The organism is Thalassobaculum sp. OXR-137 (assembly GCF_034377285.1).
In the GTDB taxonomy this organism is placed as follows: domain Bacteria; phylum Pseudomonadota; class Alphaproteobacteria; order Thalassobaculales; family Thalassobaculaceae; genus Thalassobaculum.
The window spans coordinates 793,843-806,417 of sequence record NZ_CP139715.1; the positions used below are offsets into that span (position 1 = coordinate 793,843).

Below are 12,575 nucleotides of genomic sequence, written 5' to 3' on the forward strand. Positions count from 1 at the left end.
AAGGATTCTCCGACACTTGGCAGGAGCCCGCCGACGGGGTAAATCCTGGGCCGTCGAGCGCCTGTTCGGGCCCGGCAAACTCGCGCGGAGCCGAGGCGCCAAATGATCGCCAAGTCCTTGCTGGAAAAAGATTTCGAAGAGCATTTCCGGGTCGCCTCCGAGACACGCGCCGCCGTCGAATCAGACTTCGAGCGACTGGTCGACGCCTGCGCGGCATCCGTGTCTTTCGGCGGCAAGATTCTCTTTTTCGGCAACGGCGGCAGCGCCGCGGATGCCCAACACTTATCCACAGAGCTGGTGGTTCGCTACGTGAGCGACCGGGCAGCCATTGCCGCCCTGGCCCTCACGACGGACACATCGGCGCTGACCGCGGGCGCGAACGATCTCGGTTTCGACCGGGTCTTCTCCCGGCAGATCGAGGCGCTCGGACGTCCCGGCGACATTGCCATCGGCCTCAGCACCTCGGGCAAGTCGCCCAACGTACTGCGGGGGCTGGAGGCGGCCAAGGCGCAGGGGCTGACCGCCGTGGCCATGGTCGGCGCCAATCGCGAGCAGGTGGCCCCGATCGCCGATATCGTGATCTCCGTGCCGGCCCGGGCGGCCAACCGGATCCAGGAAATGCATATCCTGATCGGACATGCCCTGTGCGGCTCCCTGGAACGGCGGCTCGGCCTGGTGGAAGAACAATGACCGACGAGTCCGAACTCGCCTCCTTCGTCGAGGCCCTGGCCGGCGTCCGGGTTCTGACCGTCGGCGACCTGATGCTCGACCGCTTCGTCTACGGTGCCGTTGACCGGATTTCACCGGAAGCGCCGGTGCCGGTGCTGCGGATCGAGCGCGAGAGCGTGATGCTGGGCGGCGTCGGCAACGTGGCGCGGAACCTGCGGGCGCTCGGCGCCACGGTCTGCCTCGTCGCCGTCATGGGACGCGATCAGGAGGCCCGGGACATCAAGGGGCTGCTGCGCGACGATCTGGAGATCGAAAGCCACCTGATCGAGGACGACGCCCGTCCGACCACGATCAAGACCCGCTACATCGCCGGCAGCCAGCAGATGATGCGGGCCGACCGGGAGCGGATCGTCCCGGTCTCCGCCAGCCTGGAGGACGAGATCGTCGCCCGGGCGACCGCCGATCTGGCGGATGCGAAGGCCATGGTCCTGTCCGATTACGGCAAGGGCGTGCTGACGGTGCCGGTCCTGCGGCGCCTCATCGAGGCGGCGGCGGAGCGCGGCGTGCCGGTGATCGCCGACCCCAAGGGCAGCGATTACGGCCGCTATGCCGGCGCGACGCTGGTCACGCCGAACCGCCGGGAGTTGTCGGAAGCGACCGGCCGCTCCGTGTCCGGCGACGTCGACATCGTCGAGACGGCGAGCGCCCTGATCGACGCCTCCGGCGTGAACGGGGTGCTCGTCACCCGCAGCCAGGACGGCATGACCCTGGTGCGCGGCGGCGCGGCCCCGCTGCATCTGCCGGCGACCGCACGCGAGGTCTACGACGTGTCCGGCGCCGGCGACACGGTCGTCGCCACCCTGGCGGCGGCGCTCGGCGCCGGGATCGCCGTCGAAGATGCCTGCCGCCTGGCGAATGTCGCCGCCGGGATCGTCGTTGCCAAGGTCGGCACGGCCACCGCCGCGGCGAACGAGATGGCCGCCGTCCTGCGGCAGCGCGAGCTCGACGTGGGCGAGTCGAAGACCCATACGCTGGAGGAGGCCCGGTCGCTGGCCGAAACCTGGCGCCGCCAGGGGCTGAAGGTCGGGTTCACCAACGGCGTTTTCGACCTGCTCCACCCCGGGCACGTATCGCTGCTGCGCCAGGCGCGCGCCGCCTGCGACCGGCTGGTCGTCGGCGTGAACAGCGATGCCTCGGTAAAGCGGCTGAAGGGCGAGTCCCGGCCGATCCAGAACGATGCCTCGCGCGCACTGGTTCTGGGATCGCTCGCCACCGTGGACGCGGTGGTGATCTTCCCCGACGACACACCGCTGGCGGTGATCGAGGCGCTGCGGCCGGATGTGCTGGTGAAGGGGGCCGACTACACCGTGGCCACCGTGGTCGGCGCCGATGTGGTGCAGTCCTATGGCGGCCGGGTGATGCTGGCGTCCCTGGAGGACGGTCACAGCACGACGGCGACGGTCGCCAGAATTTCCAAGAAGTAAGAGTGTTAGACGGTTAAGCCGGCGGACCCGGGGTCGGGTCGGTGCCACCGTCCGGGGCAAGGCCGCTTGGCGGCCCGCGCCCCGGTCACGGGTGAAAGGTCGTCCCGGACGGTACCGGAACCCCGGAGCCTCAGAGGGCGCCGGCGACCGCGGTCAGGGCAATCAGGGCCCAGCCCATGCTGTACGCAATAACGGTCTTCGCGACGTCGAGATTCTGCATGTCTGCCTCCAGTTGCGGCGGCGGATCAGCCCGTCACCTTGTGCAATGCAACATAGGCCCGAAGAACGGTCAGGATAACTGACCAAAACAGCAGTGAATTCGTGCCGTTATCGCGTCAATGATGGCCTGATTAATTCAAATAACGATAATTCATATTTTTAATAACGCCGGTCCGACGCGATCTTTCGCACCTGCAGCGAGACAACCGGACCGGTGGCGCCCCGTTCCGCACGTCCGGCCCGGCCGCTACAGTCGAGGGTCCTCCAGGCTGCGGAGGCGGCGGGCGGCGGTGGCGGCGAAGCGCAGGGTGATCGCCTTGCGCCGGGCGGCGGCCAGCCGGACAACCGGCGCATCGCGCAGGATCTCCGCGCCCCAGGCATCGGCCACGATGAGGCCGCAGATCCCGGCATCCGGCAGCCGTTCGACCGGAAACTCCGGAGAGACGGCGAAGAAGAACCGGTCGCAGAACGGGCCGTACTCCGCCCATTTTCCGTCGGCGGCGAAATCGGGGATGCCCGACTTCACCTCCACGATCGTCACCGTACCGTCGGGGGCCAGGGCGACGATGTCCGCCCGCCGGCCGTTCGCCAGGCGCAGCTCGGTCACCACCGCCTGCCCCAGATCCTCGAACAGCCGGGCAGCCCCGCGGGTGACGGCCCGGGTGATCGCGGCCGCCCCGTCCCCGTCCGTTTCCGGCCAGGGCGTCCCGCTCACAGGGACACGTCCTGGGCCCCCCGGAAATCGGTATCCCGCGTATCCGCCCCGCGCAGGTCGGCATCGGTCAGGATCGCGTCCTGCAGATCGGCGCCGCGCAGGTTGGCGTCGCGCAGGTCCGCTCCGGTCAGATCCACATGGCTCATGGCGGCGAAGGACAGGTCGGCGCCGCGGAAATTCGCCCGGGCCAGCCGGGCATGCTCCAGATGGGCGGTCCAGCGCTGGACATTGGAACCGATGATGTTGATCGGCCCGAGCCGGGCGCCGGTCAGGTTGGCCCCCGTCAGGTTGGCGCGGCGCAGGGTGACCCCGCGCATGTCGGCATGGGACAGGTCGGAATTGCGCAGATCGGCGAAAGCCATGTCCGACATCAGCAGCTCCATCCGGCTGAGATCGCAGTTGGTCAGCACCACGAACTCCATGCCCGCCGCCGACAGGTTGATCCCGGCCAGGGACTGGCCGCTGGCGTCGCGCCGGGTCAGCGCCGCACGCTGGCCCTGGCGCCCGGAAGAGCGGATCCAGGCGTCGTGGGCAATCAGCATGGTCTTCATTTCCATACCCAGCGCGTCCAGCACCTTGGGCAGGCGGGCGTCGCGGAACTGCGGCGCGTCCCGGTCCATGTTGGAGAAGGCCGCCCCGGCCAGGTCGGCGTCGGCGAGCTGGGTATTGGAGAAGATCACGTTGTAAAGCACCGCGCCGTGCAGGATCGCGCCGGTCAGATTCGCCTCGGTCAGGTCGGCCCCTTCCAGATTGCTGCCGGTCAGGTTGGCGTGGCTGAGATCGGCACGGTTCAGGCGCACGTTGCGGAGGTTGGCGTCTGTCAGGTCGGTTTGCACCACGAAGGCGTTCGACATCTTCGCGTTGGACAGATCGGCGCGCAGGGCGGTGGCCGTCGCCGCGTCCGTCGAGGTGGTCTCGAACCCCGAGGCCACCAGGTTGCCGCGCTCGTCCGGCTTCAGCAGCACGCCGTCGCGCAGATCCGCTTCCTGCAGGACGGCGTCGGTCAGGTTGGCACCGCGCAGACAGGCGCCGCGCATATCGGCCCGCGACAGGTTGGCGTGCCGCAGGTCGGCGTGGCGCAGGTCGCAGGCGAACATGTTGGCGCTGCCAAGCTTGGCATAGCGCAGATCCGCGTGGCTTAGGCTGGCGCCGGTGAAATCCGCGCCGCCGAGATCGACGCCCTTGAAGCTGAGATAGCGCAGGTCGCAGCCGGCGAAACTGGCCCGCGCGCCGCCGGTGCGGCCGCTCTCGAACTGGGCGTGGGACTGGACCATCGCATCGACGTCGCGCTGGCTGAGCTTGCGCAGGCGCAGGGAGGTGGGGCGGTCGTCGCGCGGGAACTCATGCCCGGTCGCCTGCTCGGCCAGGGTTCCCGGGATGCTGTCCCGGGTCCGCGTGGTCTTGCCGGATTTGCCGCCGTTTCCAGCCTTGCCGTCGGTCATAGACTTGTCGCCCGAACTCACCGGCCCCGTCTTCGGCCGGAAAATATGCTGTATTCTCCGTATCTCTACCATACTCCAAGCCCGCCGACCGCCGTCGACCCTCCGGAGCCGCAGAAATGACCTGGGATACCGCGCAGTACCTGAAGTTCGCCGACCATCGCCTCCGCCCCGCGCTCGATCTCCTGGCCCGGGTCCCCATCGAGGCGCCGCGCCGGGTCGTGGACCTGGGCTGCGGCGCCGGCAATGTCACCGCCGTGCTCGCGTCCCGCTGGTCAGGGGCCGAGATCAGCGGGCTCGATCCGTCGCCGGAAATGCTCGAGCGCGCCCGCGCCGACCATCCGTCCCTGTCCTTCGAGGTCGCGGACGCCGCCTCCTGGAAGGCAGAACCAAAGGTGGACGTGCTTTATTCCAACGCCGCGCTGCATTGGCTGGGCGATCACCGCACGCTATTCCCGCAACTGTTCGAGCAGGTAACCCCTGGCGGCTGGCTGGCGGTGCAGATGCCCCGCAACTTCTCCGCCCCGTCCCATGTCTCGGTGGCGGCGGCCGCGGAGGACGGACCGTGGAAATCGACCCTCGCGCCGATGCTCAGCGACCCGCCGACCCACGCGCCCGGCTTCTACATCGACCTGCTGTCGCCTATGGCCGACACGCTCGACGTCTGGGAAACCGAGTACATCCAGATTCTGGAGGGTGACAATCCGGTGGCGGAATGGACCAAGGGAACCTGGCTGCGGCCGTTCCTCGCCGCCCTGGAAGGTGATGAGCGCCAGGGGTTCGAGGCCGCCTATCGCGCCCGGGTCCGCGCCGCCTATCCGCCGATGCCGGACGGTCGCACGGTGTTCCCGTTCCGCCGACTGTTCCTGGTGGCCCGGCGCAGGGGCTAATAGCGGCCCTCGTCGATCAGCCGCTGAGGTCGGCTAGACCCAGTCGTGGGTCTGCGGGAAATGATAGGCGACGAAGCGATAGGTCTCGCGGACCGCATCGCGGATCCGGTCGTGCTTCTTCTCGATCGGAATGTTCCACATCTTGATCGCCTTATCCCAGATGATCAGGCGCTGATGCAGTTCGTCGCGGATCTCGCGGACATACTTCACCATGGCGTCGTAGGTCTTCAGCACCGCCATGATCTCGCCGGTCTGGGCGTCGACCTGATCGAAGAGGTTGGTGAACCCGTTCATGGCCGGCCGCATCAGGATGCCGGCGCGGTTGACCTCTTCGTAGAAGTGCTTGTCTTCCTTGTAGAGCTTGCCGACCTTGTTCAGCTTCACCGCGATGCCGCGGGCCGCGTTGTAGCGGTCGCGCAGGGCCTCGATGTAGCAGAGCTCGCGGGCGAAGCGGTCGATCATGTCGAGCACCTCGTCGCGCCGCCCAGAGCCAAGACCGAGTTCCTCGGCGATCTTGGAGATGCCGTCGCGGACCTTCTGCTGCATGCTGGAATCCGTGGACATCCGCCGCAGTTCGGCCATGTCGAGGACGACGGACTCGTTTCCGGTCAGCCAGGTGGCGACCTGGACCATGAGCCGGTTCTTGGCCAGCTCGCGGTGATGGTCGTCCACTCGCCAGGACGCCGTGCCGTCCAGCAGTTCGGAGGGGATGCTGTCGCCCGGCCGGATATCCTTGACGTATTTCAGGCTGTTGGAGACGACGACCAGAAGCTTCCCATCGGGGGAATCTGGAGAGATTCCGAATTCGATCGACACGTCGTCGATCGGAATGACCGCGTCGATGTCGCCGAGCTTCACATGCATCACAGGGTGACGGTCGATGCTCGAGAGCTCGAAGCGCGTATCGGGAAGCTGGAATACCCGGTGCTGGAAAACGAAGTGGGTATTGGAGTCCAACTTGTCGCTTGTATCGGCGTTAGCCACTGCGAGAGCCATCCTGGTAAACCTTATTCCGCTCCACGCCCGTTGATATAGGCACGGCCGTCAGACCTGTTGGCCGACCGCGCCAATTTGGCGCAATAGCCTAAAAAAACGGTTAATGAAGAGGTGAAGGAGATTCAGTTCTAGAACCTCCACCTAAGGGTTAACGCTTTTTTTAAGCATCTCGGCGAGTATCCGCTCTGGTCGTACCTAGGTGCCGGGAGAAGATGATGATGGCCGCCAAGCACGAGAAGCTGTTTTCTATTGAGCGCAAGGCCAAGAAGGCCGGTGCGGTGGGTGTGCTGAAAGGCGCCAATACGGACATTCCTCCCGTAGCGGTGGTGGAAGGCGGGGTCGAGCTGATCCTCGCCCAGATCGCGGAGCTGCGGCAGGAGATCGCCCAGATCCGCGACGTCAAAGAAATCGAGATCGCCGAAGACGACGATATGAAGCGGGACGTGCGCGTGGAAATCGCGCAGATGGTCCGCAGCATCGGCCGCGCCAAGACCCAGATCGCGGCCATCAAGAACCCGGTCATGGGCCGGGACGAGATGGAGAAAGCCTCTCTCCAACTCGAGGAAATCACCAAGCAGACCGAAGACGCCACCAACGAGATCATGTCGGCGGCCGACGAGGTCGAGCAGCTGCTCAAGAAGATCCACTCGCATACGGTCGAGGATCCCGACGTGGGACCGCTCATCGACCTCGCCAGCGAGCGCCTGATCGCCATCATCGAGGCCTGCGCATTCCAGGACCTGACCGGCCAGCGCGTGACGCAGGTGGTCAAGACCCTGCGCTACATCGAAAGCCGTGTGCTGGCGATGATCGACATCTGGGGCCTGGAGGCGTTCAAGGACGTCGACATTCCGGACGAAGGTATCAGCGACGGCGCCCATGACGAGCACGAGGAGCACGAGCTCCTCAACGGTCCCGCCCTGGGCGGCCAGGGTCTGAGCCAGGCCGATATCGACGCCCTGTTCGACTGACCGCGACACCGCATCGTATCAAAGTCCGCGCGCCGGCGGCCGATCGTCGGCGCCAACGGTCTCGCCTGTCTTCCGATCGGACCTGACGGCCAGCGGCCCTTCATTCCGGCTCCGATCCATTATCAAACCAGGATCCAGGACGGCCACCATCGCCATCCGCCGGGCAAGTGTGCCAGGCCCCTGCCGGAGAGGCGGCGGGTCGCGGGGGCGGAATCGATCTAGGGAGCGGGGTTTGGAGCGGGCGACCGGGATCGAACCGGCATCATCAGCTTGGAAGGCTGAGGTTCTACCATTGAACTACGCCCGCGAGGCGGCGGACTTTAGCCGCTGTTCCTCTCAGATTCCAGAGCGGACTTCACACCCCGGCTTTCAGCGATTTCGGCGCGCAATGCCTTCACTTCGGCCATGAGGTCCACCAGGGTCGGCTCGCCCTCATGCTGAGCGACCTCGTCCGCATGGGCCTGACTCTGCATGGCGTCCACGATGATGCCGATGAACAGGTTCAGGACGGCGAAGGAGGTCAGCAGGATGAACGGCACGAAGAACAGCCAGGCCTGCGGGAACACCTCCATGACCGGCCGCACGATCCCCATGGACCAGCTCTCCAGGGTCATCACCTGGAACAGGGTGTAGAATGACGCGCCGATGGTTCCGAACCACTCGGGAAACTGGCCGCCGAACAGCTTGGTGGCCATGACCGCGAACACGTAGAAGAGCACGCCGAGCAGCATGACGACCGAGCCCATCCCCGGAATGGCATGGAGCAGCGCTCCGACCACCCGTCTCAGGGACGGCACCACCGACACCAGCCGCAGGACGCGCAGGATCCGAAACGCCCGCAGCACGGAGAAGCCCTGGGAGGCGGGAACAAGGGCGACCCCCACCACGGCCACATCGAACAGATTCCAGGGATCCCGGAAGTACCCGGCCCCATGGGCGAAGACCTTCAGCAGAATTTCGGCGACGAAGATACTCAGGATCAGGGTGTCCAACAGGGTCAGCGCCGGCCCCGCCACCGCCATCGCGGTCTCGCTGGTCTCCAGCCCCAGCGTGATCGCGTTCAGCACGATCAGGACGGTGATCGCGAGTTGGGTGCGGCCCGACTCCACGAAGCGGCGCACCCGTTCCCGGACCCCGGCCCCCGTTCCAGTGATCGACTGCATGGCTCCCACGCGCTCCCCCGACAGGCCTGCCGGTCCGGCGGCCACGACAGCGCTTCAGCTAACCTCGCCGGGGCGCCGGTTCAAGAGGCAGCTTTGCATGGGGGACGCATGACGGAGGAGCGCCCGATCAATCCGGAGGTCGAGTTCCAGGCGGGCCTGCTGGCCGCGAAGGTCGCCCGACGGGTCATCTCGCTCGACGAGGCAAGCGCCGAACTCTCGGACTGGCAGGCCCGGACGCTCGCCGGCGATGTGGCCGAGCGCTGGCGCGCCGTGGAGCCAAGAGCGTTGATCGTGACGCACATGATCAACCGCCTGCTGAAACGCGGGTACTGATCCGTCCGCCCGCTCGCCCCGTAAGAACAACAGTTCCGACAGATCGTCACACGGCCTGTCGCCCGGCGCGGCAGCGCGCCAGAATGCGGCCGCGCACCGGGACCGACCGGCCCCAAGAGCCGCTTCCCGACGACCCATGCTGAAGACGGAGACTTTCATGCGTAGAACCGCCCTCGCCCTCGGCCTTGCCCTTGCGGCCGGCACGATGACCCTGGCCCCCGCCGCCTTCGCCCAGGACGGCGATCCGGCCGAGGGTAAGAAGGTGTTCCGCAAGTGCCAGGCCTGCCACACGGTCCAGGAGGGCAAACACCGCCAGGGGCCCTCGCTGTATGGCGTGATCGGCCGCAAGGCCGGAACCGCCGAGGGCTTCAACCGCTATTCCGACGCCATGAAGGCCCATGACGTGGTCTGGGACGCCGATACCCTGAGCGCCTATCTCGCGGATCCCAAGGCGACGGTGCCGGGCAACAAGATGATCTTCGTCGGCCTCAAGGACGCCAAGGAGCGGGCCGACGTCATCGCCTATCTGAAGCAGGCGGCCGAATAGGCATCGGCCGGCCGGTTGACCCACAGCATCGCCGCCGGTATTCCGGCGCGCGATGCAGGGGGACGCCATGGCCACCAACGATCTACGCCTCGAGACCCTAAGGGGACGTTCCGAGATCGCGCCGGCGGTAGACGATCTGGCGCGTCTGAGGATCCGGGTGTTCCGTGCCTGGCCCTATCTCTACGACGGGTCGGTCGACTACGAGGCGAAGTATCTGTCCGCCTTCGCCGCGTCGGACGGGGCCGTGTTGGTGACGGCGCATGCGGGCGACGCCCTGGTCGGCGCGTCGACCGGCCTGCCGCTCGCCCACGAGCACGCCGACTTCTCCGCCCCCCTGGCGACGGCAGGCTACGACGTCGACCGGGTGTTCTACTGCGCGGAATCCGTTCTGCTTCCGGAATGCCGGGGGCGGGGCGCCTACCGCGCGTTCTTCGAGCGGCGGGAAGACCATGCCCGCCGGCTCGGCTTCTCCACGGCGGTGTTCTGCGGCGTGCTGCGCCCGGACGACCATCCGGCGAGGCCGGACGGCTACCAGCCGCTCGACCCGGTGTGGCGCCGGTTCGGCTATCGTGAACTGGACGGCGCGGTCGCGCGTTACAGCTGGACCGATGTCGGCGACACCGAGGAGACCGCCAAGCCCATGCAATACTGGATCAAAGAGCTGTGAGCGCCGCCCGGCCGACCCTCAAGGTGGCCGCCGCCCAGTATCCGGTCGGCCGCCCCTCCAGCTTGGACGCCTGGGCGGACGGGATCACCCGCTGGGTGGCCGAAGCCGCCGAAGCCGGCGCCGAACTTCTGGTTTTCCCGGAGTATGGCGCCCTGGAACTGGCGTCCACGTTCGGCCCGGAGATGGAGGCCGATCTCGCCGGCCAGATCCGCGCCGTCGGCAGCCTGATCGGTCAGGTCGACGCCCTGCATGTCGACCTCGCCCGGCGCCATGGCGTCCACATCCTGGCCGCCAGCCTGCCCGTGCTGGCCGCCGACCTGGGGGGAATGGCAGTCAACCGCGCCCGGCTGATCGGTCCGCAGGGCGGCATCGGCATCCAGGACAAGCGGATCATGACCCCCTGGGAGCGCGAGACCTGGGGGATCACGGGCAATTCGGCCGCCCGGGTCTTCGATACCGAGCTCGGCCGCATCGGCGTGGCGATCTGCTACGACGGCGAGTTTCCCCTGATCGTGCGGGCGATGGTGGCCGCCGGCGCCGAACTGATCCTGATCCCCAGCGCCACCGAAACGATCGCCGGCGCCGCCCGGGTCCGCACCGCTGCGCTCGCCCGGGCCCTGGAGAACCAGGTGCCGGTGATCACCAGCCCCACCATCGGCGAGGCGCCGTGGTCGCCGGCTCTCGACATGAACCACGGATCCGCCGGTGTCTTCGTGCCCGCCGATATTGGTCTGCCGCCGACCGGCATCCTGGCCGAGGGGACGTTCGACCGGCCCGGCTGGGTGCAGGCGGAGATCGACTTCGCGCCGATCGCCGCCGTGCGCGAGAGCGGCGGCGTGCGCGGCCGCCGCGACTGGCTGGAACAGGTCGGTGCGGCGGAAGCCGATGCCGCGGCGGCGGCCGGCGTCGAGATCGTTCGGATTGCGTAGGACTGCGCCGCTGCTTTCTCTCTTCTCACTGCCCGGATTTATTCCGGGCCAAGCCCATCCGACGCTTCGCACTCCCATCCCAGAGGACGAAGCGACCGCACCGCTCACCCCGGAATAAATCCGGGCAGTGATCTAGGAAGATCCGCCTCTCAGGCGTAGCTTTTCTCGCTGATCAGCACGCTCAGGACCGGCACCATCTGGCGCATGGCGTGGCCGATCAGGTCGGCCTTTTCCCGGCCCAGCCCTTCGACCTGCAGGTCGATAAGCAGCTCGTCCCGGCGTCGGCCGCTGAGGTCGCTGTGCCAGCGCGAGGGGATCAGGCCGCGCTTGGCGAACAGCTCCAGCACCCGCGGCATGACCTGCGGGTCGGCCTCGGCGGTGATGGAAAAGCAGGCCACGACCGGCTCGTCCGCGGCATTGGCGGCGGGGTTCGTGAGGGCGGTGTTGGCGGCGGTGGTCGAAGGGCCAGAATTGGCGCTCAGGTGCTCGGCGAGCATGAGAAGTCTCCATAGATCGGTTCCAGGCGAATGGCACAGCCCCGGCCCTCAGAGAGGACCGGGCGGCTAATTCGCCGACCGATGAGGCCCACCACGACGGCGGCCTGCATGTGGAGATCGTTGGTCATGGGCATGACGCTACGGAGCGTCGGGACGGCTGTCAAGCACGCGAAATAAAATTACAATCGTATGCTCACCCTTCCTATTGGGTGAGCTTCGCAAGTGCCTGGTTGAGCTGGCTCATCCGGTCGTGGTCCCCGAATGCGCTGTCCGGATGATAGATCATCGCCATGCGGCGCCAGCGGCGCCGGATCGTGCCGATATCGGGCACGGCGGTGGGCGGAAAGCCCAGGGCGAACAGGGCTTCGCTGCGGGTCTGGATGCCGTCGGGCAGGACCGGCATCGCCAGATCGCCGATCAGCCCGCGCAGGGTCGCGTTCTCGTCCGACATCTCGTCGCGGGCCCGCTCGACCGCCGCTTCGGCCTTGCGGTCGGCCTCGGTCACCACCGCCAGCTCCGCCTCGCCCTTCGCCATCGACAGGGCCAGGGCCAGGGCGCGCCGCAGATCGGCGTGATCGTGCCCGGCAGGAAGGCGCATCTGCAAACGCGGTTTCCGTTTAAGCACCCGGCCGCGCGATGCGCCCGACTGAAGGGCGATCCGCTCCCGGTCCCCCGGCGTCGGCTCCCCCGGATCGACGGTGCGGGCCAAAATGTCGCGGGGAATGAGCAGAAGCACGGCGCGGGCAAGGTCCGAGGGACTGGCCTGGCGCGCATCTGCGAGCTTCAGCACCGCATCCCGGAAGGAGGACGCGCAAGGGACCACGTAGGCTGCCCCCGCCGCGTTCGAACCTTTTGATTTAGAAGAATTTTTTCCATCAGGACCCGTAGTGTCGGCGGAAATCACGCTTGCTCCATATCGTATGATCCGGCCAAACAGACACAGGATCTTGAGGCGTTGGCGCGATCATATCGACCCGCCACGGCGCCCGCAACCGCGAACGGGGTTTCATTTTGCCGCTCCGTTTCGCATCCATATCAAATTGTAACCAATGGGTT

14 protein-coding genes and 1 tRNA gene are annotated in these 12,575 nt (G+C 67.0%); 8 read left to right on the plus strand and 7 right to left on the minus strand.

The window, feature by feature from the left end:
- Positions 1-102 precede the first annotated feature (102 nt).
- On the plus strand, positions 103-690 hold the full coding sequence (locus T8K17_RS03685) for an SIS domain-containing protein (protein ID WP_322333155.1): 588 nt from the start codon (positions 103-105) through the stop codon (positions 688-690).
- A complete protein-coding gene (rfaE1, locus tag T8K17_RS03690; protein WP_322333156.1) occupies positions 687-2,153 on the plus strand; it encodes a D-glycero-beta-D-manno-heptose-7-phosphate kinase in 1,467 nt (488 codons plus the stop codon). Before T8K17_RS03685 ends, rfaE1 begins: the two co-directional genes overlap by 4 nt.
- Before the next feature lie 466 nt (positions 2,154-2,619).
- Here the strand turns inward: rfaE1 and T8K17_RS03695 are convergent, their stop codons facing one another.
- Positions 2,620-3,087 carry an MmcB family DNA repair protein gene (locus T8K17_RS03695; protein ID WP_322333157.1) on the minus strand — a complete coding sequence of 156 codons (468 nt, stop codon included), beginning with the start codon at positions 3,085-3,087 and terminating at the stop codon, positions 2,620-2,622.
- Positions 3,084-4,529, minus strand: a complete 1,446-nt coding sequence (locus tag T8K17_RS03700; RefSeq protein ID WP_322333158.1) for a pentapeptide repeat-containing protein — start codon at positions 4,527-4,529, stop codon at positions 3,084-3,086. Before T8K17_RS03700 ends, T8K17_RS03695 begins: the two co-directional genes overlap by 4 nt.
- 116 nt (positions 4,530-4,645) lie before the next feature.
- Here T8K17_RS03700 and T8K17_RS03705 point away from each other — a divergent pair, with 116 nt between their 5' ends.
- The gene (locus tag T8K17_RS03705; protein ID WP_322333159.1) at positions 4,646-5,416 is read left to right on the plus strand and encodes a methyltransferase domain-containing protein; all 771 of its coding nucleotides are present in this window, start codon (positions 4,646-4,648) and stop codon (positions 5,414-5,416) included.
- A 33-nt stretch (positions 5,417-5,449) separates the two neighbouring features.
- On the opposite strand, the gene T8K17_RS03710 is transcribed toward T8K17_RS03705, so the two are convergent.
- On the minus strand, positions 5,450-6,400 hold the full coding sequence (locus T8K17_RS03710; RefSeq protein ID WP_322333160.1) for a hypothetical protein: 951 nt from the start codon (positions 6,398-6,400) through the stop codon (positions 5,450-5,452).
- 230 nt (positions 6,401-6,630) lie between these two features.
- Between T8K17_RS03710 and T8K17_RS03715 the strand changes: the two genes are divergently transcribed.
- Positions 6,631-7,383 (plus strand): hypothetical protein, encoded by a 753-nt coding sequence (locus tag T8K17_RS03715; RefSeq protein ID WP_322333161.1) that lies wholly within the window; start codon positions 6,631-6,633, stop codon positions 7,381-7,383.
- 233 nt (positions 7,384-7,616) lie between these two features.
- Here the strand turns inward: T8K17_RS03715 and T8K17_RS03720 are convergent.
- Both T8K17_RS03720 and T8K17_RS03725 read right to left on the minus strand, forming a co-directional pair.
- A tRNA-Gly gene (locus T8K17_RS03720) sits at positions 7,617-7,690 on the minus strand.
- 13 nt (positions 7,691-7,703) lie between these two features.
- A complete protein-coding gene (locus T8K17_RS03725; RefSeq protein WP_322333162.1) occupies positions 7,704-8,546 on the minus strand; it encodes an ion transporter in 843 nt (280 codons plus the stop codon).
- 108 nt (positions 8,547-8,654) lie between these two features.
- On the opposite strand from T8K17_RS03725, the gene T8K17_RS03730 reads away from it, so the two are divergent.
- From T8K17_RS03730 to T8K17_RS03745, 4 genes are all read left to right on the plus strand, one after another.
- Entirely contained in the window at positions 8,655-8,879 is a 225-nt protein-coding gene (locus T8K17_RS03730; protein ID WP_322333163.1) for a hypothetical protein, read from the plus strand.
- A 157-nt stretch (positions 8,880-9,036) separates the two neighbouring features.
- Complete coding sequence (locus tag T8K17_RS03735; RefSeq protein WP_322333164.1) at positions 9,037-9,426, plus strand: cytochrome c family protein; 390 nt, start codon at positions 9,037-9,039, stop codon at positions 9,424-9,426.
- Positions 9,427-9,493: 67 nt separating this feature from the next.
- Positions 9,494-10,093 carry a GNAT family N-acetyltransferase gene (locus T8K17_RS03740; RefSeq protein ID WP_322333165.1) on the plus strand — a complete coding sequence of 200 codons (600 nt, stop codon included), beginning with the start codon at positions 9,494-9,496 and terminating at the stop codon, positions 10,091-10,093.
- Positions 10,090-11,022: a carbon-nitrogen hydrolase family protein gene (locus T8K17_RS03745; protein ID WP_322333166.1), complete on the plus strand. Its 933-nt coding sequence runs from the start codon at positions 10,090-10,092 to the stop codon at positions 11,020-11,022. Before T8K17_RS03740 ends, T8K17_RS03745 begins: the two co-directional genes overlap by 4 nt.
- A gap of 149 nt (positions 11,023-11,171) precedes the next feature.
- Here T8K17_RS03745 and T8K17_RS03750 read toward each other — a convergent pair whose 3' ends face one another.
- Together T8K17_RS03750 and T8K17_RS03755 are read right to left on the minus strand one after the other, a co-directional pair.
- The gene (locus T8K17_RS03750; RefSeq protein ID WP_322333167.1) at positions 11,172-11,519 is read right to left on the minus strand and encodes a hypothetical protein; all 348 of its coding nucleotides are present in this window, start codon (positions 11,517-11,519) and stop codon (positions 11,172-11,174) included.
- Positions 11,520-11,721: 202 nt separating this feature from the next.
- Entirely contained in the window at positions 11,722-12,309 is a 588-nt protein-coding gene (locus tag T8K17_RS03755; protein ID WP_322333168.1) for a J domain-containing protein, read from the minus strand.
- Positions 12,310-12,575 lie beyond the last annotated feature (266 nt).